Raw genomic sequence first — 25,996 nt, 5'->3', positions numbered from 1 at the left:
GGGCTTTCCCCCGCGCGCTGCGCCCGGAGTTGATCGTGTCGAATACCGCCTGTCCCCAATCCGAAGCCCTGTTCGAGAAAGCCGGGCATCGTATCCCCGGCGGCGTCAACTCCCCGGTCCGCGCATTTCGCGGTGTCGGGGGTACGCCCCGTTTCATCGCCGCCGCCGACGGCGCCTGGATCACCGACGCCGACGGGCATCGCTATGTCGATTACGTCGGGTCCTGGGGCCCGATGATCCTCGGCCACCAACACCCGACCGTGATCAGCGCGCTGCAGGCGCAGCTCACCGTCGGCGTGTCCTACGGGGCACCGACCGCCGCCGAGATCGACCTTGCCGAGCTGCTCTGCAACCGGGTGCCGGGCATGGATCAGGTCCGGCTCTGCTCCAGTGGCACCGAGGCGACGATGAGTGCGCTGCGTCTGGCGCGTGGCGCCACGGGACGCGACTTCATTCTCAAGTTCGAGGGCTGCTACCACGGCCACGGCGATGCCCTGCTGGTGAAAGCCGGCTCGGGGCTGCTGACGTTCGGCGTGCCGACCTCGCCCGGCGTTCCCGCGGACCTGGCGCGCTACACGCTGACCGCCACCTTCAATGACCTCGACAGCGTGGACGCGCTATTCGACCAGCATCGCGGACAGATTGCCGCGGTGATCGTCGAACCGGTGGCGGGCAACATGAATTGCGTGCCGCCTGCCCCGGGCTTTCTGGAGGGGCTGCGGCAACGTTGCAGCGCGGATGGCACGCTGCTGATCTTTGACGAGGTCATGAGCGGCTTCCGGGTTGGTCCGCAGGGAGCAGCGGGACGCTACGGCGTGACGCCAGACCTGACCACGCTCGGCAAGATCATCGGCGGCGGGCTGCCGGTCGGCGCGTTCGGCGGCCGGCGCGATGTCATGCAGCAGCTGTCACCGGTGGGTCCGGTGTACCAGGCCGGCACGCTATCCGGGAATCCGCTGGCGGTGTGCGCCGGCCTCACCACGCTGCGATTGCTGGACGACGCGGCGCTCTACGCCGGGCTCGAGGCTACCACCGCGGCGCTCTGCAGCCTGCTGCAGGCCGAGGCCGATGCCGCTGGCGTCGCCTTTACCACCACCCAGGTCGGCAGCATGTTCGGACTGTTCTTCTCGCCGGGCCCGATCGGTGGCTATGCCGATGTCCTGGCCTGCGACGTCGAACGCTTCAAGCGGTTCTTCCACGCCATGCTGGCGGGCGGTGTCTATCTCGCACCCTCGGCCTTCGAAGCCGGCTTTGTATCGGCCCGACATGGCGACGCCGAACTGCAGCAGACCCGCACCGCCGCCCGCGAGGCGTTCCGCGCGCTGTGACCGAACTCGGGCAGGCGTTTCTGCTGTGGACCGAGGCCCACCCGGGGCTGGCCCTGCTGATCCTGTTTGCCGCGGCCATGCTGGATGCGGTTTTCATTCTCGGCGTCTTCGTGCCGGCGGGCCTGGTGCTGTTCGCCATCGGCGCGCTGGTGGCGCTGGACGTGGTCGCCTTCTGGCCGGCCGTGCTGATCGCCGCGCTCGGCGGCCTCACCGGGGACCTGCTGTCGTTTGCATTGGGGCGCCGCTACCGCGAGCGCCTGTTCGAGAGTGCCTGGTTACAGCGCCGCCGCATGCTGGTCACCCGCGCCCAGCAGTTCTTCCAACGGCATGGCGGCAAAGGCGTGCTGATGGCGCGCTTCCTTGGCCCATTACGGGCGGTACTGCCGGCGGTCGCCGGCGCATCGCCGATGCCGCTATGGCTGTTTCTGCTGGCCGACGGCGTTGCCGCCGTTGTCTGGGCCAGCGCCTACATCCTGCCCGGGGTGGTGTTCGGCGCCTCGTTGGGCCTCGCCGCACAGGTGGCCGGCCGTCTGGCCCTGCTGCTGGTGCTGTTGGCTGCGCTGGTATGGGGGGCATTTGCACTGACCCGACTGTCGCTGCAGACAGCCTCCGATCGCGCCGAGCGATGGCTCGGAGCGCTGCTCGACTGGTCGCGCCGGCATCGGCGCCTAGGGCGCTTCGGCGCCGCCCTGGCCGACCCCAGCCAACCGGAAACCCCGGTGCTGGCCCTGCTCGCCATCCTGCTGTGGGCGCTGGGCGCGCTGACGCTGTTCCTGTTGGCGGCACCCAGCCTGCACGCCTATCCCTGGCCGTCCGATGCCGCCATCTTCCAGTGGCTGCGCGACCTTCACACGCCCTATGGCATCGCCATCGCCACCGTCTTCCTGCACCTTGGCGAATGGCCGGTGTACACACCGGTGGCGGTCGCGATGCTGCTGACCCTGATGGTGCAACGCCGCACCCGCGCCACCGCCCATTGGCTGGCGGCGCTGGCCTTCGGCGGGGTGCTGTCACTGGGTCTGGCGCGGGTTCCCACCGTGGACGCACCCCATGCCTACTTTCTGCTCACCCCGCCCCCGGGCTATGCCGCCCGCGATCTGGTGCTGGCGACCGTCATCTACGGACTGATCCCGGTCCTGCTGTCGACCGGCCGCAGCGCCCACCAGCGCACCTGGTTCTATGGTGTGGCATCGGCCCTGCTGGTGCTGATCACCGTCAGCCGGCTGTATCTCGGTGCCCAGTGGTTCAGCCATGCGATGGTGCTGCTGGTGATCGGCCTGCTGTGGACCGCCCTGCTCGGACTGGGCTTTCGCCGACACCGACCGAGCGTGGTTCGACTCGGCGCCACCCTGGTCCCGGTCGGACTCACCTTCCTGCTGGCGGCCACTGCACAGTGGACCCTCGACCGCGATCTGCTACCCGCGGCGCGCAGCGTCGAGGTCCGTACCGGCTTCACCTGGACCGATTGGCAGCAGGACGGTTTCCAGCAGTTTGCCAGCCAGCGCTCGGACATCGCCGGCCGTCCCAAGCAACCCCTGAATCTGCAGTGGGCGGGCCCTTTGCCGGCGATCCGCGAGGCCCTGGAGCGCAGCGGCTGGACCCCGCCGCCGCCGCTGGCCAGCGGCCAGGTGCTGCGCTGGCTGAGCGATGCCGCAGCGGTTGACACACTGCCGGTGCTGCCCCAGGTGCATGCCGGTGAGCGACAGGTGCTGATGCTGCGCCACCCACAGGACGCGCGGCGACAGTGGCTGTTGCGGCTGTGGCCGGCCGATGCCCGCTTCGATGATGGCACCCCGTTATGGGTGGGCAGCCTGGTGCTGCAGGAGGCCCGCAGCGCCTATCTCGGCCTGATGCGCTATCCGATCGCCATCGACACCGCCAACCCGGACCCGCTACTGCGACCGGCGGCACCGATCATTCGCGACGTGGGCGGCTTGTATCTGCTGACCACGGTCGCTTCACCGGAGCCCTTTCATGACTGACCATTGGCTGTCCAGAGTTCGCGCCAAGATCAACCAGGGCGACTCGTTTCTCACCCGCGACCTCGGCAGCCTGTTCAGCGGCGAGGCCCTGCGCGACGACGCCCTCGACGTGCTCGAAGAGCGCCTGCTGCTGGCCGACGCCGGGCTTGACGCCACCACCACCCTGATCGATCGCCTGCGCGACGACATCAAGTTGGGGCGGGTCAAGAACGAGACCCAGCTGCGCAACGCCCTGCGCGAGGCCCTGCTGACGCTGTTGCGCCCGGTGGCCGTGCCGCTCGAGATTCCGCCCTTCATCAAACCGTTCATCCTGTTTGTCACCGGCGTCAACGGGGTCGGCAAGACCACCACCATCGGCAAGCTGGCGCAGCGCTTCAAGGGTGAGGGCCGCAGCGTGCTGCTGGCCGCAGGCGACACCTTCCGGGCGGCGGCCGTGCAACAACTTGGCACCTGGGCTACTCGCACTCAGACGCAGATGCTGTCGCAGGGCGAAGGGGCCGATGCCGCCAGCGTCATCTTCGACGCGGTGCAGTCGGCCAAGGCGCGGGGCACCGACGTGGTGATCGCCGACACCGCCGGCCGCCTGCACACCCAGGGGCACCTGATGGAGGAGCTGCGCAAGATCAAGCGGGTGATCCAGAAGCACGACCCCTACGCACCACACGAGGTGCTGCTGGTGGTCGATGCCACCACCGGCGGCAATGCACTGACCCAGGCGCTGCAATTTCACGAGGCCATCGGCCTCACCGGTCTGGTGGTGACCAAGCTCGACGGCACGGCAAAAGGCGGCGTGCTGTTGGCGATCGCCCGCCGGATGGCGCTGCCGATTCGTTTCGTCGGCGTCGGCGAAGGCGCTGGCGATCTTGAGGTGTTCGACGCCGAAGCCTATGCGGACGCGCTGGTCGACCGCTAACATCCGCGCATGTCCGAACTCGTCCACCTGCAGCGCGTCAGCCACCGCTACGCCGGAGGCCAGGACGTGCTGGCGGACGTCAACCTGCAGTTGGGGCTGGGCGAGATGGCCTTTCTCACCGGCGCCTCCGGTGCCGGCAAGTCCACCTTGCTGAAGCTGATCGCCCGTCTTGAAATCCCCACCCGCGGGCAGGTACTGGTCCACGGCCAGAACGTGGCACGCCTGGCGAGCCGCCATGTGCCAGCCTACCGCCAGCATCTGGGCCTGATCTTCCAGCAGTTCAATCTGCTGTACGACCGCAATGTGTTCGACAACGTGGCGTTGCCGCTGGTGATTGAAGGACTGCGCCACGGCGATATTGCCCGTCGGGTCCGCGCCGCGCTGGATTCGGTGGGCCTGCTCGAAAAGGCGTCGCTGCTGCCGATGATGCTTTCAGGGGGCGAGCAACAACGGGTCGGCATCGCCCGCGCCGTCATCCGCAAGCCACTGCTGTTGCTGGCCGACGAGCCCACTGGCAACCTCGATCCCGATACCGCCATGGGCGTGATGAACCTGTTCCGGCGTTACAACGATGCCGGCGTTTCCGTATTGATTGCCACCCATGCCCTGGACTTGATCGACGCCCTGCCCGGCTACCGGGTTCTGCATCTGAATGGTGGGCGCCTGAGCGAACGTGTCAGCGGAGACGCCGATCATGGCCAGTGAGCGGCCCAACCTGCTGCGCCGCTGGGGCCAGGCCCATGCCCGCACCTTCTTCTTTTCGCTGGGCAAGCTGACCGCCCAGCCGGTGGGCAGCCTGCTGACCGCCGCGGTGATCGGCATCACGCTGTCGCTGCCGGCCGGCCTCGAAGTGCTGGTGCGCAATGTCTCCGCAGTGAGCACGGCGTGGGAAGGCTCGGTGCAGGCCTCGCTTTATCTCAAGGACAACGTCGATGACGCCGCCGGGCGCGCCTTGGCCGGTCGCCTCGTCGACGACCCGCAAGTGGCGTCCGCCCACTTCCACAGCCGTGCCGAGAATCTGGCGGAGTTTCGTGAACTGTCCGGCTTCGACGAGGCGCTCGACCTGCTCGACGACAACCCGCTGCCGTCGCTGATCCGGGTCCAGCCCACGGATCGACTACCCCCCGAAGCGGTCGCTGCCCTGGCTGACCGCCTGGCTGCGCTGCCTGAGGTCGATATCGCCAAGCTCGACCAGCAGTGGCTGGCGCGCCTGCATGCCATTCTGCAGTTGGTAAGCCGGGCGGTGTGGATCATTGCTGCCGGTCTTGCGCTGGCCGTCATCATCACGGTCGGCAACACCATCCGCCTCGACATCGAGCGGCGCCGCGAGGAGATCGTGGTGATGAAGCTGATCGGCGCACCCGATCCGTTCATCCGCCGTCCTTTTCTCTACACCGGGGCCTGGTACGGGCTGGGGGGCGGACTGTTCGCCTTGCTGCTGGTGCAGGGCACGGTACTGGCGGTCGCGGGGCCGGCCAGCGTCCTGTCGGGGCTCTACGAGAGCCACTTCGAGCTGCGCGGGCTGACCCTCGACGGTGCCCTGGCCCTGCTGCTGTCGGGGCTGGCGCTGGGCTGGCTGGGCGCGTTCTGGACGGTACACCGCCATCTCCGCGAGATTGACCCGGGCGCACCGGGCGCGGGAACTTGATGACGGTTTAGCACTCCAACAACGTGACTGCTAAACTAGCCGGAGATGGGAGTAACAACATCATGACGACTGCACTTGCGAAGATGCCTGCGAGCCTGCCGGTCCCGCTGTCCGGCAGCCTCGATGCTTACATGGCCTCGGTAGGCGGCATTCCGGTGCTCGACGCCGGTGCCGAGAAGGCGCTGGCCGAACGACTGCATCACGACAACGACCTGCAGGCGGCCCAGACCCTGGTGCTCTCCAACCTGCGCTTCGTCGTCCACATTGCCCGCGGCTACCAGGGCTATGGTCTGCCGCTGGCCGACCTGATCCAGGAAGGCAATATCGGCCTGATGAAAGCGGTCAAGCGCTTCGACCCCGGTGTCGGCGTGCGCCTGATCAGCTTTGCCGTGCACTGGATCAAGGCCGAAATCCATGAGTTCATCCTGAAGAACTGGCGCATCGTCAAGATCGCCACCACCAAGGCGCAGCGCAAGCTGTTCTTCAACCTGCGCTCGGCCAAGCGCCGTCTCGGGTGGCTCAATGCCGAGGAAGTGGCCGCAGTGGCCGCAGACCTCAACGTCAAGCCGGAAGAAGTCCTGCAGATGGAATACCGGCTGGGCGGGCAGGATGTCTCGTTCAGCGCCACCCCCAGCGATGGGGATGAGGCCTATGTGCCGGAAGACTTCCTCGCCGACGGCACTGACGCCTTCGAGGCCATCGAAGAAGCCGAGTGGCAGTCCGAACGCGAAGACCGCATGCGCTCAGCACTGACCACGCTGGATGACCGCGCCCGCGACATCCTGGTGCGCCGCTGGTTGGCAGACGACGGCGACAAGGCCGGCCTGCAGGAACTGGGCAATGAGTACGGCGTCTCCGCCGAGCGCATTCGTCAGATCGAAGCCGCCGCCATGAAGAAGTTGCGCAAGGCGATCGAAGCCGAGTAGATCGCGGCAGCGGTCATCAATCGATCATCCCCAGGTGCCGGGCCACCACGATGGCCTGTACCCGGTTGTTGATCTGCAGCTTGTCGAAGATGTTGCGCATGTGCCACTTCACCGTGTTGGTGGAAACCGACAGGCGCTCAGCCAGGTCCCGGTTGGACAACCCCATGGCGACATGCCGCAACAGGTTGCGCTCCTTCTCGGTCAGCGTTTCCAGCAGTTGCAGCGAAGCGCCCTCGGCATCGGCGACCAGCGCTTCCGGTACCGCGTCGACACGCTCGCCGGCCTCGGCCAACAGGTGATCAAGGTAGGCCACCAGCAGATCCTGGTGCGCCAGTCGCGACAGATGTTCGAATGAACGCCGCACCTCCTTGAGCAACTGCAGCAACATCCCGCCCTCGTCGAGGAAGCTGCGCACGAAATTGCGCGGCGGACACAGTTCCAAAGCCTCCAGCACGGTGCGCCGCGCGCAGTTTCCCCGTCCTTCGGCATGTTGTGCCATGGCCAGCAACAGGGTCAGCTTCAGCTCGCGACGACGGCGACGCTGGCCATGTGCCTGGCGAATCTCCCCCTGCAGCAGTCGTCGCGCTTCGGCACTGCGACCGGCGTGGATCAGATAGCGCGCCCAGGTCGCCGTATGAAGTTCGTTCTCGCCGGCGTGAAACAGCAGCGGCGCGGCGCCGTCATAGCGCTCGAGGTCCAGTTCGCGCAGACGGCGCTCGGCAAGATCCAGGTCGCCGGACAGGGTGGCCTGCCGGACCCGCTCGGCTGCCGCGCAGGCCACCAGCCGGGCAAAGTCGTGGCGGTAGCCGAGATACAGCGCGCGGTCCAGTACGGCGTCGGCCTCAGCGGCATCTCCCCGCTGAAAGGCGATACGCGCACGGGTCAGGAACAGGGTCGCCAGCGGGTCGACGATGGCCTGCTGCTCAGCCAGAGAACCATAGTCCGCCAGCAAGGTCCGCGCGTCTTCGATGCGGTTCTGCTCGTAGCGGGCATCGGCAAGATAGACCGCCACCACCGAACCGGCGGTGACACTGCCACAGGCTTCTTCTTCGGTGCGGCGCAGGGCTGCGGACAGCCCCCGCGAGGCTTCGCTGATGCGACCCTCGGCACTCAACGACATGCTGAACACCGCTTCCTGGTAGGCCTGTCCGAACAACGAGCCATCCCGTTCATGCAGGGGGCGCGCCTTCAGCAACAGCCCTCGCGCCGCCTCGAAATCGCTGCGCCCCACCAGCCACAGGGCACGCGCGTTCAGGGTCACGGCATAGCGGAAGCCATCATCGGCACTGAGCTGCTGCCCGGCCTCCTGGGCAGCCGGCCCCAGTTCCTCGATCCGATCCTGTGCCACCAGCACGAACAGCCGTGTGCCATTGTGCACGCCGAGCGCGTGGACATCATCGCTGTCGGCGAGAAGCGCGGCACGGGCCTCGATCAGGCGGTTGGCCTTGTCGAAGGCGCGACGGAATCCGTAAGCGATGATGGCGGCGTTGGCGAGGTTCTCGTGCCGCAGCACCCATTCGGTCGGCAGTTGGTCGACGTAGCGCTCGATCAGGCCAAGACGTTCCTGCGCCACCAACTGACCACAGACCTCGTCCATCAACGCCGCGGCACGTTCCACGTCCCCGGCTTCGATCCAGTGCTGGATCGCCTCTTCACGATAGCCGTGCTCGGCGAACCAGTCGCCGATGCGCCGTTGCTGGAGACGCAGTTCGTCGGGATCGGTTTCCTGCCGCATGCGGGTCAGCAGGAAATGGCGGAACAGATTGTGAAAGCGGTACCAGTGGCCCTCGAGGTCCAGGTGACTCAGGAACAGGCCGGCGCGCTCGATCTCGTCGATCACCGCCTGACTGTCGTCGGCACCGGTCACGAAGGACACCAACTCGCTATTGAGCTTCTCCGGCACGCACAGCAGGAACAGGGTGGTCTGCAGTTCCGGCACCAGATGGTCGAAGACCTCGGTGGCAAGAAAGCCGATCAGGTCCTGCGTGATGCCCTTGCCGGCATACGCCAGGCCACGGTGTTCGCGACCACGGCGCAGACACAGGCGCACGCATTGCAATGCTGCAGGCCAGCCGTCGGTGCGACGATGCAGGTCTGCGATATCGGCGGGGGTCAGGCCGGGCACCTCGCGAAAGAACTCGTCGCACTCCTCCACCCCGAAGCGAAGGTCGTGCTCGTCGATCACCACCATCTGTTCGCGCATGCGCAGACTCACCAGGCGATCGGAGGGCAGCACCCGCGAGCCGATACAGAGTTGCACACCGGGCGGCAGTACCCGCACCACCTGCATGAACACGCCCTCGAGATCGGCGGTGAACGCCTGCTCGAAGTTGTCCACCACGATCAGGCCACCACCCCGCAACCGTCCCAGCGCCCGGTTGAAATCCTGCAGCGTCGGCGGGCGCGGCTCAAGCTTGGCCTTGCGCTGGCGCACGCGTTCGTCGAAGCCGTCGGCGGCATCGCAGAGCAGGCGCAGAAACTGTGCCGGGTCGGCAGAACGGGCATCCATCCGCATCCAGGCGATCTGATCACCCTGGGTGGCACGATAGGTACTGTACTGCCGCAGCAGGGTGGTCTTGCCGAAACCGGCAGGGCCCTGCACCAGCACCAATGAAGCTTGAGCCCCGGACTTCAGCCGCTCCAACGCCGCTGCCCGCAGCACCACCGTGCGCGCGGGCGCCACCGGTTCGTCCAGCCGGCGGCGGGGTTCTGCGGTAGGGTCAGCGCTCACGACATCCTCCGGGGCTCGACGGTCGAGGGTAGCGCCGCCTTCCGCACCGGACAAAGCCGTCATCGCGGTTACGCCTGACCCGGCTCGTCGCCGATCTTCACCATCACCTTGCCCTGATTGCCACCACTGTAGAGCAGCTTCAGCGCGTCGACCGCGTTTTCCAGACCGTCCACCACATGCAGGCGGTACTTCAGGCGACCTTCCAGCATCCATCCCGCCAGCTTGGCCTGGAATTCCGGATAGCGGTCGTAGTAGTCGAGGATGACGAACCCTTGGATGGTGAGTCGCCGCATGATCACGTTACGGAACATATAAGGACCGGGCACCAGCTCGTCGGAGTTGTAGCTGGAGATCAGCCCACAGATGACCACGCGACCGAAGTCTTTCATCACCGTGAGGCCGGCATCCAGCACCTCGCCGCCGACGTTCTCGAACAGCACGTCGACCCCGTCCGGCGCCAGCTTGCGCAACTGGCCGACGATATCGCCCTGCTTGTAGTCGACCACCTCGTCGTAGCCGAACTCGGCTTTCAGACGGGCGCACTTTTCCGCGCCACCGGCGATGCCGATGGTGCGACAGCCATGAATCTTGGCGATCTGCCCGACCAGCATGCCGACCGCACCAGCGGCAGCGCTGACCACAACCGTGTCGCCGGGCTTGGGCTTGCCGATTTCCATCAACCCGACCAACGCAGTGGGGCCGGCGACGGTGAGAATGCCGAAGGCATCGGCCACCCCCAGCCCCGGAATCGGCGGCATTTTCTGGAAGGCGCTGCCATCGTCGGTCAGGTAGTCGGACCAGCTGCCCAGGCCCGCCACCAGGTCACCGGCCTGGTACCCGGGATGCTTCGATTCCGCCACCTCACCGATGAGAAACCCCTTCATCCGCTCGCCGAGGGCAATGCGCTCCATGTACAGATCGAGTTCTCCGACCCACAGGCGCAGCGTGGCATCCATCGACAGGTAGATGGAACGCACCCGGAACTCGCCGTCCTTGAGCGCCGGCAGCGGCTCCTCGCGCAGGACCAGGGTGCGATCGTCCATCTCGCCCTGGGGCCGTTCATTGAAATACCAGTGGCGCGCCATGTTCGGCATCGGGATCTCCTCGTTGTGGGGTATTGACGGATTTATCAGAACGCCAGTGTCCCCACCCGCGCCACCCCTGCCCCCACCCGAAAGGGGGGGATGCCTACATCGCTTCCAGGGGCGTCGCCGTGACGCCGCCATCCACCACCAGCTCGGCGCCCGAGATGTACGCGGCCAGCGGCGATGACAGGAACAGTACGGCATCGGCGATGTCGTCCGGCTGCCCCAGTCGTCGGCGCGGGATACGGGTGACCAGATCGGCCTTGATGGCATCCAGCGCCGCGCCTTCGCCGTAGGCATTGAGAATGGGCGTGTCGATGAAGCCGGGCAGGATGACGTTGCTGCGCACGCCGGGGTGCTCTTTGGCCAGGTCCCGCGTGAATTTGACCAGTCCGGCCTTGCAGGCGCTGTAGCAGGCATGGCCGCCGGCCTGGATGATCGCGGCGATGGAGGCAATGTTGACGATGGCGCCGTCGCTGTCCGCCAGCAATGACAGTGCCGCTTTCGATGCCAGCATGGGCCCCTTCAGCAACACCGCGAACTGCAGGTCGATGGCGGCCTCGGTGAGGTCACTGATGGCCTCGAGCCGCGCCAGGCCGGCGTTGTTCACCAGCACATCGAGGCGCCCGATCTCCCGTGACAGCCATTCCATCCCGGCGCCGATATCCGCCGCATCAGCCGCATCCAGCCGCCGGGTACGCCAGCGGCTTGCCGCCTCTGGCGGCACCGCAGTCGACAGCAAGGCGTCGGTATCGATATCGGTGGCCACCACGGTGGCTCCGGCCGCCAGAAAGCGGCGCGCAACTGCCAGCCCGATACCCGAGGCAGCTCCGGTCACCAGCACTACCTTGTCACTGAAATCGAATGCCATTCCCGCTCTCCTGTTGTCTAGTTCGAAGCGCCTCCGCCGGAAGCGTCTCGACACTCTGGCCTCGCAACGGACGGTAACGCCCTACTCCTATGGGCGGGGCGCACAGCCCCCCGGCGGACTAGGGTCGGCGCTGGTCGCACATGCGAAAATCCAGTCGTCAGGAGATGCGGAGATGAGTCGTTCGGTTGTGGTGGCCGGTGTCGGCATGATCCCCTTTAGCAAACCGGGTCGCAGCGCGACCTATGACGTGATGGGCGCCGAGGCTGTGGGCCTGGCACTGAAGGACGCTGGCATCGATTACGGCCAGATCCAGCAGGCCTATGTCGGCTATGTCTATGGCGACAGCACCTGTGGCCAGCGCGCGCTCTATCGCGTGGGGCAAAGTGGCATCCCGGTGATCAACGTCAACAACAACTGCTCCTCCGGTTCCAGCGCCCTGTTCCTGGCGCGGCAGGCGGTGGAAAGTGGCGCCGTCGACTGCGCGCTGGCACTGGGGTTCGAGCAGATGACACCGGGCGCGCTGGGCAGCGTCTTCGACGACCGCCCCAATCCGCTGGGGGACTTCATCGCGCTTGCCCAGCAGCTGCAGCCCGACCCGGACGCCTTCATGGCGCCCCATCTGTTCGGCGGCGCCGGCTACGAGCATGCCCAGAAGTACGGCACCCGGCCGGAAACCTTCGCCATGATCGCCGCCAAGGCGCGCCGCCATGCCGAGCACAACGACAAGGCCATCTTCCGCGACCCGGTGAGCGTCGAGCAGATTCTCGCCTCGCCGGTGATCTACAAGCTGCTGACCCGCCTGCAGTGCTGCCCACCGACCTGCGGTGGCGCCGCCGCCATCGTGGTGAGCGAAGCCTTCGCCAAGCGTCACGGCATCGACAGCCGCATCCGCATCCTCGGCCAGGCGCTGACCACCGATACCCCCTCCAGCTTCGAATCGGAATCGATGATCCGCGCCGTCGGCTTCGATCTGTCCCGCGACGCCGCCCGTCAGGTCTACGAGCAGGCCGGCGTCGGCGCCGACGACATCGACGTCTGCGAGCTGCACGACTGCTTCACCGCCAACGAACTGATCACCTACGAAGCCCTGGGCTTCGCCCCCGAGGGCGGCGCCGAGAAATTCATCATGGACGGCGACAACACCTACGGCGGCAAGGTGGTCACCAACCCGTCAGGCGGTCTGCTGTCGAAAGGCCACCCGCTGGGTGCCACCGGGCTAGCGCAGTGCACCGAGCTGGTCGAGCAGTTGCGCGGCCGCAGTGGTGTCCGTCAGGTGGAAGGCGCCCGCCTGGCCCTGCAGCACAACATCGGCACCGGCAGCGCCTGCGTCGTAACCCTTTATGGGGTGCAGGACGGCTGAGCGCATCGGCGCGACACGCCAGCCCGATGTTCGCTGATTCATGCATGGATTGCATTGTTAACTTACAATCCATGCATGAATCAGCCCCAGCCCAGAACCCTGCTGCCCCACCTGCTGGCCTGCGCCGGGCAGTACCCCATCGTGACCGTCACCGGGCCGCGCCAGTCCGGCAAGACCACGCTGTGTCGCATGGCGTTTCCCGACAAGCCGTATGTGTCGCTGGAACCGCTCGACACCCGCGAGTTTGCGCGCGATGACCCGCGCGGCTTCCTTGCGCAGTACCCGGACGGCGCCATCCTCGACGAGGCACAACGGGTGCCCGCGCTGTTCAGCTATTTGCAGGATGCGGTTGATCGCGACCCCCGCAAAGGCCGTTTCATTGTCTCCGGCTCGGAAAATCTGGCGCTGTCCCAGGCCATCAGCCAGTCGTTGGCCGGCCGCACGGCCATGCGGGTACTGCTGCCATTTTCCCTTGAAGAGCAAATGCGCCTGCCCGGAGGCGGTCCGGCTACCCTCGACGACACCTTGTGGGCCGGCGGCTACCCACGGCCGCGGGTGGAGGGCATCCCCCCTGATCGTTGGCTCGGTGACTACTACACCACCTACATCCAACGCGACGTTCGCCAGCTTTCCCAGATTGGTGACCTCGACAGCTTCAGCCGCTTCGTCCGACTGTGTGCCGGGCGCACCGGCCAGGAGGTGAATCTCAGCCAGCTCGGCGGTGATGCCGGCGTCTCGCACAACACCGCGCGCGCCTGGTTGGGCGTGCTGCAAGCCAGCTATCTGGTTTTCACCACGCCCGCGTGGTTTCGCAACGTCACCAAACAGCTCATCAAGGCGCCCAAACTGCACTTCTGCGACAGCGGCCTGGCCTGTGCGCTGCTGGGCATCCGCAGCGCCGATCAACTGCAGACACACCCGCTACGCGGCGCCCTGTTTGAAAGCTGGGTGGCCTCGGAGGTGCACAAATGGCACCTGCATCGCGGACTGCCGTCGATGCTGCATCACTATCGCGAAACCCGCGGTACCGAAATCGACATCCTGATCCCGCAAGGCGCCGCCGGTATCGCGGTGGAATGCAAATCCGGCCAGACCGTACAGCCGGCGTTTCTGCGTGGACTCAAAACCTTCGGCGACGAAACCTGGAAGCGCAGGCTCATCTACGGTGGCGATAGCGCACAGCAGCGGTCCGATTGCGAGGTGCTGCCGTGGCATGCGTTGGCCACGTGTGAGTGGGGCTAACGTCTGACGTCAGCGGGCGATCATTATTCCTCCAACGCCAGCACCCGCAACCCTTCCAGCGTGAGATGCGGCCGGTGGGCCCAGTGGCCCAGGTGCGGCAGCAGCAAGGGCGCATCGCCGCCGGTCATCCAGCGGCTGGCGGTGGCCGGGGCCAGCGTCAGGCCGCGGTCGAGCGCGCCGAGACAGCTCAAGACGGCACCCTCGCGCACGCAGGCATCGGTGTCGCGGCCAAGGTTGGCGCGAAAGGCATTGGTGCGGGTGCCGGTTTCAAATCGCGTCGCGCCGAGGGTGGCTGACAGTGCGGTCTGCAAGCCGGGGGCAATGAAGCCGCCAAGGTGGTTGCCGGTATCGTCCACCACATCGAGCGTGAGCGCGGTGCCGGCACTGGCCACGACAAAGGCGCCTTCGGTTCGCTGCCGCACCGCCAGCATCCCCAGCCAGCGGTCCACGCCGAGACGGGCGGGGTCGGTGTAGGCAATCCGCAGCCCGGGCGAAACACCGCGCGTGCGGGCCAGTTGCGGGTCCACGCCATAGCGACGGGTGAGGCCGGCGACCAGCGCCGGCTCGTGCGCCTCGCCCAGCACATGCGACACCCACACGGCATCCGGGCGGGTGACCGGCAGCTGCTCGACGAGGGCCTGGAAATCGCCGCCATGCGGCAGCGCTCCGCCATACTGGACGCCGTCTGCACCCACCCGGCCCCACTTGAGGCGGGTGTTGCCGATGTCGAGCAACAGGATCATCGCGGGGTCTCCATGCGTACAGAGACCTCACCGCTGTGCAGGGGTTTCAGCTGACCGTCCACCTCCACCTGTAGCGCGCCCTGGGTGTCGATGCCGCGGGCGATACCTTGCCATGGGGCACCGGGGCCCAACACGTTCACCTTGCGATCCAGCGTGAGGTCCCGCGCCTGCCAGCGCCCGCGCCAGGGGGCGAACCCGGTGTCGGCATAGGCCGCCAGCATTGCGGCAAGCTGTGACAACAGCGCTGCCGCCAGCGCATTGCGATCCACCGGCGTATCCCGCAACTGGTCGGCGGCGATCCACGGCTGGTCCGGCGCCTGCCCGTCGGCGAAGGGCCGCACGTTGAGACCGATGCCAATGACGATACGACAGGCCCCACCGGTCTCACCGCGATGTTCCAGCAGGATGCCCCCCAGCTTGCGGCCTCGGGCGTAGAGGTCATTGGGCCACTTGAGCAACACCTCGCCGATCCCCTGACCGGCCAGCGCTTCAGCGGCACAGACGCCGACGGCCAGCGGCAGACAACCGAGATCCCGCGGCCAGGTCGGGAAGCTCCAGGCGGCGGACAGCATCAGACTGTGACCGAAAGGCGAGACCCATTGGCGGCCCCGCCGCCCGCGACCGCCCTGCTGGTACTCGGCCAGCAGCGCCTGCGGGTCTTCTGCGGCATCGCGCGCCAGCAGGTCGGAATTGGTGGAGCCGGTCACCGGCTGCAGCTCCAAGCGCCAGCCCGCCGGGGTGGCAATGGCATCGGTATCGAGCAGATCCAGGCGGGTCTGCAGACGGTAGCCGGTGCCGTGACGACGCTCCACCTGCAGGCCAAAAGCGCCGAGGGCATCGATCCGCTTGCCCAACGCTGCGCGGCTGATGCCGAAGGTCTCGGACAGATCGGCCCCGGAATGCCAGTCACCGTCGGCCAACGCGCCGACCAAGGCACGGTGCTGCCCGGGGTTCAGCGGCTCAGCCATCGACCCAACACCCGTGCCTTCTCGAAACGGTGCTCGCTGCCCTCGATCAGGTTGCGCACGTTGCTGCGGTGCTTCCAGACCACCAGCGTGGCCATGGCGATACCGAAGGCGCCGGTCATCGACCACAGCCCCTGCGGTGAAAAACAGGCGATGTGCAACAGCGCCACCAGGCTGGCGGTGAGGGTGGCGAGGCTGACGTAGCCGGTGAGCATCACGACGAGCACGAAGGACGCCAACATCCAGCCCACCGCCAGCGGCAACAGGCAGGCGAATACGCCGGCAAGGGTGGCCACGCCCTTGCCGCCCTGAAACCGGTAGAACAGCGGATAGCAGTGCCCCAGTGCCACCATTACGCCGCAGCCGTAGGCCACCGTCTGCACTGGCACGTCGCCGGCACCCCACGGCCACGGCAACTGCGGCACCAGCAGCACGGCGACGACACCCTTGAGCACGTCGATGGCGAGCACGCCGAGGGCGAAGGCAGCGCCCTGCGTCCGCAGCGCATTGGTGGCGCCGACATTGCCACTGCCGGTCTTGCGCAAGTCGATGCCGCCGCGCAAGGCACCGACGATTTGCCCCCCCATGACGGTGCCGAGCAGGTAGGCCAGCAACAGCTTGACGACGACCTCCATCGCTCAGGCCCCCAACCAGGCGCGGCGGCGCTGCAGTGCGGTGGTATCCGCATCGGGATCGGGGATCAAGGTCCAGGTGTCGAGCGCGGGCGCTTCCGGCACCAGTGCTATTTCGGCCAGCCGCCCGGCGCGGAAACGATGAACCGACACCGGCCGCCCGGGCGCCAACTGCCCGAGCTGTCGTTCGGCGGTGGCGGCCGCAAGTTGCCAGCCGTCGACCGCCACCAGCACATCGCCCACCGCCAGGTCGGCCTTTTCGGCGGGGCTGCCGCTGCGCACCTGCGTCACCCTCAGGCTGTCGTTGGCGAGGCGGGCGCCGAGTGCACTGGCCGGTGGGGTCCCGACCACACGTCCGCCACTATCGGCCGCATTGACGGCAGCGCGCGGCACGGCAGCGACACCGAAGGCCGCCAGCCATTCAGCCAGTGGCAATTCATCGGTACTGCGCAGCGCCAGATCGAAGAAGGGTTTGAGTTCAGGGCCACCCACCTCACATGCGAGCGCTTCCAGGCCGCCTTCCGGCACCGGCACTCCGGGCGCGCCGTACCGCTGCCAGGCGAGCCGCATCACTGCATCCAGCGACTGCCCGCGCAGCCGCAGCTGCAGGTCGAGCCCGAGCGCCACCAGCGCACCCTTGACGTAGTAGCTGACGGTCTGGTTCGGGGTGTTCTCGTCGGGCTGGTAGTACTTGGTCCAGGTTTCGAAGCTGGCGTCTTCGAGACTGTGAACGCCGCGCCCGGCCATGCGCCAGAGCCGCGTCGCCTGGCCCGCCAGCAGGTCGAGATAGTCCTCCATCGGCACCAGCCCGGCGCGCAACAGGAACAGGTCGTCGTAGTAGCTGGTCACCCCCTCGTAATGCCAGAGGTCACGCGAGTAGGCCTCGCTGGCGAGATCACTCTCGGCGAAGCGCTGGGCGGTGATGCGCTTGACGTTCCAGAGGTGGAAATACTCGTGCGAGGCCAAGCCGAGGAAGGCCCGGTACGCCGGCTTCATGCCCGCCTCACCGGGAGCCGGAAGATCGTCACGCGAGCACACCAGCGCGGTGGAATGGCGGTGTTCAAGCCCGCCGTAGCCGCGGGTCATGACGTTGGTCAGAAACAGGTAGCGGTCCAGCACCAGCGTGTTGTCGAAGAGGGCGTGCTCGGCCGCACAGATGCGGGCAAGGTCGGCGCAGACCCGCGCCGTGTCCACCGGTGCGTGGCCGGCCAGCACCAGACGGTGGGGCATGCCGTTGACGTCGAACGCCACCTGCTCGAAGGCACCCAGTTCCACCGGCTGATCCAGCAGATCCTCATAGTCGTCAGCGCGGTATTCACCGAAACCCTGCGCGTCCACCCGCGTCGGCTGCAGGCTGGTGGCCACCTGCCAATCGACACACGCAGGATCGTCCGGCGGCCCCAGGCTCAGCTGCAGCGGCTGTTCGGTCTGACCGGCCACCGCGTAACAGAGTGATCCGGGATTGAAGAAACCGCGACGCGTGTCGAGAAAGGCCTTGCGAACCGAATCGTCGAAGGCATAGACGCGATAGTGCAGGGTCAATGCGCCGTCGGTCGGCGCCACCTGCAAGGTCGACTTGTCGATTCGGGTCACCGCCAGCGCCTGCCCGTCCGCGGATTCCGCCCGCAAATCGACCACATGCTTGGCGAAGTCGCGCAGCCGGTAGCTGCCGCGAATCCAGACCGGCATGCGGAACACCTGGCCGGCGGGGTCGGGCCGCTCCACCTTCAGCTCGACGGCGTAAAGGTGGGCGCGCGGTACAGCAGGGGTGATGCGGTAGCGGACGGTCATGCGGCGGGAACGGGGGGACGTGCGGCCATTGTAGGCCCTGCGCGCCCGTCGTTACGGCGAACTGCCCTGCAGAAAAATCGGGTTGCCGATGATGGTCCGCGATTGCAGATCACGCAGTTCGATCCGCCAGATGGTGCCCAACGGGCCCTCCGCCAGCACCCCCCGGGTGGCGGCGCGTTGGTGGACGAAGGGATCGGTCAGCACCGGCACCGCCGCCACCGGTGCGCCGTTGCGGAAGTAGGTGAGCACCTGCCCGGCGCCGCCGGTGACGGTGGTGCGTAAAGTGGCGGTGACCCCGTCGCCGAGGGCCAGGGTGTCGCCATAGATGGCGGTCTGGCCATCACTGGTTTCGCCCTCGAACAGGACTTCGGGGCTACCGGCGACGCCGCGGGTGCGGATGTAGGCATGGCCGGCCTGAATCGCCTGTCGCAACGCAGAACGTGATAATTCATTTGCAAATACAGCAGTTGCAGAGCTTCCATAACCCTTGCGAGCGCGATCTTCGGGCGCATCAACGCCCTTCGAGTCCGAGCCGGAGACGGCGGTAATGCGATGCCCGGCGCGCAGCTGCGCCTCCCACAGCCAGATGGCGGTGGTGGTGAACGGCTGTTCGATCTGCCCCGGCAGCGGCAGGCCGAAATCACGGGCGGCATTGAGAATCGGGCCGTTGAGCACTTCCAGCGTGTCCACCTGTGCCCAGTCGATGGCATCGCCCAACTCGAAGGCACAGCCGCGGCAGAAGTTCTGAAATACCGGGCCGGGAAAGGTGGTGGGGTGGTTCACCTGGAACAGGGCGCCATCGGCCTTGGCCTGTCGCTGAATGGCCCTGATGTCGACCCCCGGCGCCCCGTGGCGGTACTCCAGCACCGACCGCGTTTCGCCGTGCGTGTTGACGTGGCCGTGGTAGGTGATGATCTCGCGCCCCGGCCAGATCAGCAGGTCCGGGTTGAGCCGCTGGGTCATCCCCAGGGTCTCCCAGTGCCGGCCGGTGACGTATTCCGTCACCATCAGGAAGTCGAGGCCGGCGGCGCGGCTCTGGGCAATGAAGTCGCTGTCGTCGGGGCCGTTGGGCTGGCTGTGAAAGGCGTGCATGTGGAAGTCACCGTGATACCAGCCCGGCGCGTGGCGGGCGACGTGACCCCGGTCGACCGGGTCGGCGGCGGTCGCCGCCGGACCCCTGGCCTCGGTGCAGGCAATCTCCAGCCGCCAACGCGCCCCCTGCGGACTGACCGCGGCAATGCCCAGCTCCGCGTTCCACTCGCCGGGCTCGATGGCACCCGGCTGAAACCCGCGGTCGGCAACACCCGCCTCGACAAACACCGGCGGCTGGTCGCGATCAAGCCGCCCCTGCCGCGAGCCGCCCCAGCCCCGAAACCCCGCAGGGGTGCCAACGCCATCGGCATCCCACAAGCCAAGATCGAGGGTGGTCGAAGTCAACGGGGTGGCCGGCAGACCGGGTGCTTCGGCCCAGCCGTAGGCCACCTCGACCCGGCCGGTGCCCGCCACCACCGAGAACGGTTGCAGCCGATACTGGCGTGCATCCGCCGCCGCCACATCGCCCTCGAACACCAATGGGTCGGCGCCCGGCGCACAGACCGCCCCGGTCAGCGACAGGGGGTCGTCACCCGCGCAGGCCAACAACAGGCCGGGCAGGCACAGCAGCACGAGGCGAAACGTGTTCATGCCCGGATTGTATGCGGCGGGCAGGACGGAAACGTGAAGGCCGCCAGCGGCGCGCGTAAGCTTGTCGGCGCCCTCACCTGTCATGCGAGAACTCCGATGTCCGATGCCGCCCTGTTCGATGCCGGCCCCCTGTCACTGCGCGCGCGCCTGTTCCGGCGCGCGGTGAAGGTGTTGATCCAGCCGATCTTCGCCCGTGCCGATCTCAGCGTGGAACAACGCCGGCAAAAGCTGCTGCGACTGACCCAGGCGACGCAGATCACCATTCCCCGCGGCAGTCATTTCGAATCGGCCCCGCTCGGCGGCATCGATGCCGAGTGGACCCGGCCCGCCGGCGCCGTACGCGGCACCCTGCTCTATTTGCACGGGGGCGCCTATGTCATCGGCGCACCCCGGGTGTACCGCGAACTCACCAGTCGGCTGGCGCGGGAAGCGCGGGTTCGCGTCGCTACCATCGACTATCGGCTGGCGCCGGAACATCCGTTTCCGGCAGCGGTGGATGATGCCGTCAGCGCCTATCGCGCACTGCTCGACGCGGAGGGTGCCGAACGGCTGGTGATCGCCGGCGATTCTGCCGGCGGCGGGCTCACCCTGGCCTGCCTGCTGCGGCTACGCGACGAGGGGCTGCCGATGCCGGCGGCAGCGGCCATCCTGTCGCCCTGGGGCGACGTCACCTGCAGCCTCCCGGCAATGACCGCCGAAGCCTGGCGCGAGCCAATCCTGAATGTCGAGGCCCTGCGTGAGTGCGGCCGCATGTATGCCGGCGATACCCCTGCCGACCACCCCCAGCTGTCGCCGGTCCATGCCGACCTCGGCGGGCTGCCGCCGCTGTTGATCCAGGGCACCGATGCCGAGGTGCTGGCCGATGATGCGCGTCAGCTGTTCGCCCACGCGCAGGCGGCCGGAGTCGATGTGACGCTGGAAATGTGGCCGGGGCTGTGGCACGTCTGGCAGCTGTTTGCCGGTCTGGTGCCGGAGGCCGATGCCGCCACCCGCCGCCTCGGCGCCTTTCTCGGCCGCCATCTGCCGTGAACGCCACCCATGACCCGACGCCGGATGCCTGGTACGCCGCGGCCCGGCACTGGACGTTCCGTGGCCATGACCTGCCCTATCGCGACAGTGGTGGCGACAGCCGCGAAGCCGTCCTGCTGATCCATGGCTTCCCCACTTGCAGTTGGGACTGGGCGCCATTGTGGGACCGCCTGGTGGCCCGCTACGGGCGGGTGATTGCGCCCGACATGCTCGGCTTCGGGCGTGCTGCCAAACCGCGTGGGCACCGCTACGACCTGATGGAACAGGCCGACCTGCACGTTGCCCTGATGCAGCACTGCGGTGTCGACACGGTGCAGGTGGTGGCACACGACTACGGCGTCAGCGTGGCGCAGGAGCTGCTGGCGCGCGGGCTCGACCACTCGCTGCCGATGACGCTGCGTGCCGTGGCCCTGCTCAACGGCGGCCTGTTTCCCGAAACCCACCGACAAACGCTGACACAACGGCTGCTGCATTCGCCGCTGGGCGCGCTGCTATCGGCGCTGTCGGGACAGGATCGATTCAATCGCAGTTTTTCGCTGGTGTTCGGTCCCGAGACCCGTCCCAGCGCGGCCACACTGGATGCCTTCTGGTCGCTGCTGACCTACAACGACGGTCATCGCCAACTGCACCGGCTGATCCGCTACATCGACGATCGTCGCCAACACCGCGAACGGTGGGTGGGCGCATTGCAACGGACCCCGGTACCACTGCGCCTGATCAATGGCCCGGAAGACCCGGTGTCGGGTGCCCACATGGTGGCGCGCTACCGCACATTGATACCGGCACCGGACGTCGTCAGCCTGCCCGGCATCGGCCACTACCCGCAGGTCGAGGCGCCGGACGGCGTGTGGAATGCGCTGCAACCGTTTCTGGACCGGACCTGACCTCGGGTATCCTCGCGCCATGAACCCCCTGACCGAGACCCTGACCTGCCATGGAAGGCTCCGCATCTCCAGCATATCCGCTGCCCCGAATCGCCCGTTCCCGCACCCCGGCCCCCACCGTTCGGGCAGGCCGACATGACCCGATCCGGCATCTCGTGCACACCGTGCGATCGCTACCGCGTCACCTGCCGTCAGCCGGCTCCGGCGTTCTTCTGGGTGCCGGGCTGATGATGTCGTCAGCCGGATGCGCAGGCCACAAGGCGGTGCAGGTGGGCAGCGCCGACGCGCCGGCGAAGATTCTGCCAGCCGACGCCCTTGACGCCAGCTGCACCCTTGAACGCACACCCGGTACCCGCCGAACGCGGGTCAACTGCCCGCCCCTGGACTGAGACTGCATGGCCAACCACCACGCCAGCGCCCCGCGCGAGGCGCTCGCCTTCCACCTGGCCTTTGGCATCGTTGCACTGCTGGCGGTGATGTTCACCAGCGGCCACGGCTACGGCCTGGCGGTGCTGGTCCTCGCCATCGCCTACAACCTGTTGTTGCCGGGCTATGCGCTGCTGCGGGGCTATTCCGACTGGATCGCCCGCTGGGCCTTCCTGCTGCCGGTGTCGATCGGCCAGGTGCTGCCCGACTGGACGCTGGTGCGCATCAGCGAAACGCTGATATTCCCGGACCACGGGATCGCCCGCATCGGCGGCGACGTCCCGGTTTACTTCATGGGCCTGTGGATCATGCTGCTGTTCCCCATCACCCTGTTCGCCGATGCCGCCAACCGGGCGCGCTACCTGGTGGCGGCACTCCTCGCACTGTTGCTGTTCGGCGCCGCGGAGTGGGCGGCGCCAATGCTGCAACTGTGGCAGCCACGCAACATCGACACGGTGGCCGGCGTGGCGCTGTACACCGTCCCCGCCGAGATCCTGCTGTGCCTGGCCTGCCTGCGGCTGTATCGACGCACCCGCCATGACAGTGTCTTCGCCCGCCTGTGGGCAGCAACGATGATCGTCGGCTTCTACTGCGGCGCCCTGATGATCAGCCTGCTGGCCTTCGGTGGGGGTCGCTGAGCTCCCGATTCCGCTTTTTCCAAGGATGTTCTGATGTCGAGCTTCTCTCAAACCCTCCTGGTGATTGGTAACGGTGGTCGCGAGCACGCGCTGGCCTGGAAGCTGGCGCAGTCGCCGCGGGTGTCGCGGGTGCTGGTGGCGCCGGGTAACGCTGGTACCGCATTGGAACCGAAGTGCGAAAACGTGGCGGTGAAGGCCGAAGACATCGACAGCCTGCTGGCGCTGGCAGCGATGCAGAACGTCGACTTCACCGTCGTCGGCCCCGAAGCCCCCCTGGCGCGCGGCGTGGTCGACGCCTTCCGAGCTGCCGGTCGCCGCATTTTCGGCCCCACCCAGGCTGCCGCACAGCTGGAGGCCAGCAAATCGTTCACCAAGGATTTCCTCAAGCGTCACGGCATCCCCACTGCCGGTTATGAGGTGTTCACCGATATCGAGGCAGCGTTGGCCAACGTGCAACAGCGTGGCGCGCCGATCGTCATCAAGGCCGACGGGCTCGCCGCCGGCAAGGGCGTGGTGGTGGCGATGACTGTTGCCGACGCCGAGGCAGCGGTGCGCGACATGCTCAGTGGCGACATGCTCGGCCAGGCCGGCGCCCGGGTGGTGATCGAGGATTTCCTGGAGGGCGAGGAGGCGAGCTTCATCGTCGTCGCCGATGGCACCGATTACGTGCCGCTGGCCACCAGCCAGGACCACAAACGCGTATTCGACGGCGACCGCGGCCCCAACACCGGCGGCATGGGGGCCTATTCACCGGCACCGGTGGTCACCGCCGAGATCCATGCCCGCGTCTGCCGCGAGGTCATTGAGCCAACGCTGCGTGGCATGGCAATCGAAGGCACACCGTTCTCCGGCTTTCTCTACGCCGGCCTGATGATCGATGCCCACGGCGCGCCGCGGGTGATCGAATTCAACGCCCGCCTCGGCGACCCTGAAACCCAGCCACTGATGGCGCGTCTGGACTCCGACCTGCTCGACCTGCTCGAAGCCGCGGTCGACGGCGGCCTCGCCGACCAACACCCCCAATGGGACCCCCGCCCGGCCCTGGGTGTGGTGATGGCCGCCGAGCACTACCCGGCCAGCCCTGCCAAAGGGGATGCCATCCACGGGCTCGACACCGTTCCTGCAGGCGTGAAGGTGTTTCACGCCGGCACCACGCTGGATGGCCAGGATGTCGTCACCGCCGGCGGCCGTGTGCTGTGCGTGGTCGGCAAGGGCGCCCACGTACGCGACGCCCAGGCCGCCGCCTACGCCGGAGTTCAGGCGATCCATTGGCGCGGCGAGCACCACCGCAAGGACATTGGCTATCGGGCGATCGCGCGCGGGGCCTGAGCGGCCTCAGATCTCGCCGGCCAGCAGCCCGTCACGCAGTGGCGTGAGCTGTTCCATGGCGTACTCGTAGCCGCGCTGGCTGACGGTATCGAAGTGCTTCCAGTCGAACAGAGCGGTGCCGCCGACCGGCATGCGCAGATAGACGTCGGCGCGGTCGGCGCGGGCCTTGCGGGCGCCCTCGCTGGTGACCGTGGCGGTGCGGAACATGATGCTGAACAGCCCGGGGCGCTTGGTATCACCCTGCCAGTTGAACAGACCTTCCGGGTCCGGGCCTTCGATGCCCGGGGCGCGTAGTTCGCCGCCTGTCGACACATCCGAGGCCAGCACCAGACCGCGGTCGAGCTTCTGCATGATGTCCGTCGGCAGGCTGTTGAGCAGGGCGCCGTCAACCAATAGGTCCTCGCGATAAACCACGGGTGGCGCGACGCCGGGCACGGCCATGCTGGTGGCGGTCCAGAGATAGAGCGGACCGCGGTCATGCACTTCCGCCCGCCCCCGCGACAGGTTGCTGGATACGCAGAAAAAAGGCATGCGCAGATGTTCGATCTGCTGGTCGCCGAAGATATCGTGCAGGCGGCGGATGAACTTGCGACCGCGTACCAGGGCGACCGAGGGAAACAGGTAGTCGTTGAGGAAGTTGTTGTCGACGAAGGTTTCGCGTGCCAGTGCCAGCATCGTGTCGTAGTCGTGCCCGCAGGCGCGCAGCGCGGCGAAGAAGGCCCCCATGCTGCTGCCGCCCACCGCATCGACCGGGACCCCCAGTTCATCGAGCGCCCGCATCAACCCGAGGTGGGCGAAGCCGCGCGCACCGCCACCGCCGAGGACGACGCCGATGCCGCGCCCGGTGAGGGCGCGGGCCAGGCTCTCGATGTCTCCCGGCTGGTCGGGGCGCGCATAGAGGTGCGACACCGCGTTGATCCGTGTCCGCCAGCCGAGGACGTCGCCCGGCGCAGCATCGGGCGACCGCAGCATCAGCAGGTCGACCCCGGCAAGCGATCCGCTCTGTTTGAGTTCATCGACCATCACCGTGGCCATCGGCATGGCATCGCCCGGCACGGTCATCAGCACCCGGTCGGCCTGGCGCATGCAGCGGCGCGCCCAGGGGCCGGCGTCGGGCGGCGTGGCATAGACCAGATAGCGATGGCGCCGCTCCTGTTCCGACAGCCAGGTCATCAGGCGCTCGTTTCGCTCGCCGTCCTCGAACGGCGCATCCGCGGCGCCCGCCCCCAGCGCGGCATCAACCGTGGCCGGGTCGAGCAACAGGGTATCGCCGTGTAGCGCCAGCCGATCCGCCAGTGCCCGTGCCAACGGCCGCACATCAAGCCCGGGCACTGCTGGCACCACTGCCACCGTGCGTTGCGCCTGGGTCCGCGCGCGCCGCTTCTGCTGCGCGGTCGGCCTCAGGCGATGGACGATCACGCGCACGGTTTTCAACAGGGCGCCGGGGTGGGCGCTGAAGAGCTGGACCAGCGCCTCGCTGGCGACCCGCAACAGAATGCTGTCGCGTACGGCCACTACGGTGGCGCGGTGCGGTTCTTCGGTGAGCAGCCCCATCTCGCCGATGGGCTCGCCGCGGCCGATCTCGCCGAGCAGCTCACCGGTGTCCGACAGCGCGCGAAGGCGACCCGAGACCACCACATAAACCGCTTTCGCCTCTTCTCCGGCACTGAACAGCCGGGCACCGCCGCGCAGCCCGACGATGCCGGCCTGGGCGGCAAGCGCGGCGACGACGGCCGGATCGACGTCGGCGAACAGGGGACTGTCCGCCAGCACTGCCGCAACATCCACGC

The 25,996-nt window shown here is 67.4% G+C and carries 21 protein-coding genes; 12 read left to right on the top strand and 9 right to left on the bottom strand.

The genetic code is table 11. The annotated features are described in order from the left end of the window. The first annotated feature begins 35 nt into the window (after nt 1-35). The 6 genes from hemL to rpoH all read left to right on the top strand — a co-directional run bounded on the left by hemL (nt 36) and on the right by rpoH (nt 6,797). Nucleotides 36-1,328: a glutamate-1-semialdehyde 2,1-aminomutase gene (gene hemL / locus JN531_RS09010; protein ID WP_228348537.1), complete on the top strand. Its 1,293-nt coding sequence runs from the start codon at nt 36-38 to the stop codon at nt 1,326-1,328. Next, on the top strand, nt 1,325-3,310 hold the full coding sequence (locus JN531_RS09005; protein ID WP_228348536.1) for a VTT domain-containing protein: 1,986 nt from the start codon (nt 1,325-1,327) through the stop codon (nt 3,308-3,310). The genes hemL and JN531_RS09005 overlap by 4 nt, the downstream gene beginning before the upstream one ends. After that, nucleotides 3,303-4,223 carry a signal recognition particle-docking protein FtsY gene (gene ftsY, locus JN531_RS09000; RefSeq protein WP_228348535.1) on the top strand — a complete coding sequence of 307 codons (921 nt, stop codon included), beginning with the start codon at nt 3,303-3,305 and terminating at the stop codon, nt 4,221-4,223. The genes JN531_RS09005 and ftsY overlap by 8 nt, the downstream gene beginning before the upstream one ends. Nucleotides 4,224-4,232: 9 nt before the next feature. After that, nucleotides 4,233-4,928, top strand: a complete 696-nt coding sequence (gene ftsE, locus JN531_RS08995; RefSeq protein ID WP_228348534.1) for a cell division ATP-binding protein FtsE — start codon at nt 4,233-4,235, stop codon at nt 4,926-4,928. Continuing rightward, the gene (ftsX, locus tag JN531_RS08990) at nt 4,918-5,871 is read left to right on the top strand and encodes a permease-like cell division protein FtsX (protein ID WP_228348533.1); all 954 of its coding nucleotides are present in this window, start codon (nt 4,918-4,920) and stop codon (nt 5,869-5,871) included. The genes ftsE and ftsX overlap by 11 nt, the downstream gene beginning before the upstream one ends. A 62-nt stretch (nt 5,872-5,933) precedes the next feature. After that, nucleotides 5,934-6,797, top strand: coding sequence for an RNA polymerase sigma factor RpoH (gene rpoH, locus JN531_RS08985; protein WP_228348532.1), 864 nt, complete (start codon nt 5,934-5,936; stop codon nt 6,795-6,797). 16 nt (nt 6,798-6,813) lie between these two features. Here the strand turns inward: rpoH and JN531_RS08980 are convergent, their stop codons facing one another. The 3 genes from JN531_RS08980 to JN531_RS08970 form a co-directional block, all read right to left on the bottom strand. Continuing rightward, nucleotides 6,814-9,528, bottom strand: a complete 2,715-nt coding sequence (locus tag JN531_RS08980) for a winged helix-turn-helix domain-containing protein (RefSeq protein WP_228348531.1) — start codon at nt 9,526-9,528, stop codon at nt 6,814-6,816. Nucleotides 9,529-9,596: 68 nt separating this feature from the next. Continuing rightward, nucleotides 9,597-10,622 carry an NADP-dependent oxidoreductase gene (locus tag JN531_RS08975; protein ID WP_228348530.1) on the bottom strand — a complete coding sequence of 342 codons (1,026 nt, stop codon included), beginning with the start codon at nt 10,620-10,622 and terminating at the stop codon, nt 9,597-9,599. Between the two features lie 94 nt (nt 10,623-10,716). Further along, nucleotides 10,717-11,484 carry an SDR family NAD(P)-dependent oxidoreductase gene (locus JN531_RS08970; RefSeq protein ID WP_228348529.1) on the bottom strand — a complete coding sequence of 256 codons (768 nt, stop codon included), beginning with the start codon at nt 11,482-11,484 and terminating at the stop codon, nt 10,717-10,719. A 172-nt stretch (nt 11,485-11,656) separates the two neighbouring features. Between JN531_RS08970 and JN531_RS08965 the strand changes: the two genes are divergently transcribed. Then, nucleotides 11,657-12,844 carry a lipid-transfer protein gene (locus JN531_RS08965; RefSeq protein WP_228348528.1) on the top strand — a complete coding sequence of 396 codons (1,188 nt, stop codon included), beginning with the start codon at nt 11,657-11,659 and terminating at the stop codon, nt 12,842-12,844. Between the two features lie 75 nt (nt 12,845-12,919). Next, nucleotides 12,920-14,086, top strand: coding sequence for an ATP-binding protein (locus tag JN531_RS08960; protein WP_228348527.1), 1,167 nt, complete (start codon nt 12,920-12,922; stop codon nt 14,084-14,086). A 23-nt stretch (nt 14,087-14,109) separates the two neighbouring features. On the opposite strand, the gene JN531_RS08955 is transcribed toward JN531_RS08960, so the two are convergent. From JN531_RS08955 to JN531_RS08935, 5 genes are read right to left on the bottom strand one after another with little or no spacing between them, the layout of a single operon-like run. Beyond that, entirely contained in the window at nt 14,110-14,829 is a 720-nt protein-coding gene (locus tag JN531_RS08955; RefSeq protein WP_228348526.1) for a type III pantothenate kinase, read from the bottom strand. Further along, nucleotides 14,826-15,797 (bottom strand): biotin--[acetyl-CoA-carboxylase] ligase, encoded by a 972-nt coding sequence (locus tag JN531_RS08950; protein WP_228348525.1) that lies wholly within the window; start codon nt 15,795-15,797, stop codon nt 14,826-14,828. The genes JN531_RS08955 and JN531_RS08950 overlap by 4 nt, the downstream gene beginning before the upstream one ends. Beyond that, a complete protein-coding gene (gene plsY / locus JN531_RS08945; RefSeq protein WP_228348524.1) occupies nt 15,782-16,429 on the bottom strand; it encodes a glycerol-3-phosphate 1-O-acyltransferase PlsY in 648 nt (215 codons plus the stop codon). Before plsY ends, JN531_RS08950 begins: the two co-directional genes overlap by 16 nt. A 3-nt stretch (nt 16,430-16,432) precedes the next feature. After that, nucleotides 16,433-18,217, bottom strand: a complete 1,785-nt coding sequence (locus JN531_RS08940) for a M61 family metallopeptidase (protein ID WP_228348523.1) — start codon at nt 18,215-18,217, stop codon at nt 16,433-16,435. A 51-nt stretch (nt 18,218-18,268) separates the two neighbouring features. After that, a complete protein-coding gene (locus JN531_RS08935) occupies nt 18,269-19,900 on the bottom strand; it encodes a CehA/McbA family metallohydrolase (protein ID WP_228348522.1) in 1,632 nt (543 codons plus the stop codon). Between the two features lie 96 nt (nt 19,901-19,996). Here JN531_RS08935 and JN531_RS08930 point away from each other — a divergent pair, with 96 nt between their 5' ends. From JN531_RS08930 to purD, 4 genes are all read left to right on the top strand, one after another. Then, complete coding sequence (locus JN531_RS08930; RefSeq protein WP_228348521.1) at nt 19,997-20,929, top strand: alpha/beta hydrolase; 933 nt, start codon at nt 19,997-19,999, stop codon at nt 20,927-20,929. Then, nucleotides 20,926-21,813, top strand: coding sequence for an alpha/beta fold hydrolase (locus tag JN531_RS08925; RefSeq protein ID WP_228348520.1), 888 nt, complete (start codon nt 20,926-20,928; stop codon nt 21,811-21,813). The genes JN531_RS08930 and JN531_RS08925 overlap by 4 nt, the downstream gene beginning before the upstream one ends. 395 nt (nt 21,814-22,208) lie before the next feature. Further along, nucleotides 22,209-22,877 (top strand): DUF6989 domain-containing protein, encoded by a 669-nt coding sequence (locus JN531_RS08920; protein WP_228348519.1) that lies wholly within the window; start codon nt 22,209-22,211, stop codon nt 22,875-22,877. A 33-nt stretch (nt 22,878-22,910) separates the two neighbouring features. After that, complete coding sequence (gene purD, locus JN531_RS08915) at nt 22,911-24,206, top strand: phosphoribosylamine--glycine ligase (RefSeq protein ID WP_228348518.1); 1,296 nt, start codon at nt 22,911-22,913, stop codon at nt 24,204-24,206. Nucleotides 24,207-24,212: 6 nt separating this feature from the next. Here the strand turns inward: purD and JN531_RS08910 are convergent, their stop codons facing one another. Next, nucleotides 24,213-25,994 carry a patatin-like phospholipase family protein gene (locus JN531_RS08910; RefSeq protein WP_228348517.1) on the bottom strand — a complete coding sequence of 594 codons (1,782 nt, stop codon included), beginning with the start codon at nt 25,992-25,994 and terminating at the stop codon, nt 24,213-24,215. Nucleotides 25,995-25,996: the final 2 nt, after the last annotated feature.

This window comes from Flagellatimonas centrodinii (genome assembly GCF_016918765.2).
Classification (GTDB): domain Bacteria; phylum Pseudomonadota; class Gammaproteobacteria; order Nevskiales; family Nevskiaceae; genus Polycyclovorans; species Polycyclovorans centrodinii.
The sequence above is the reverse complement of the archived record's forward strand: the minus strand, read 5'-3'. Positions and strand labels throughout refer to the sequence as shown.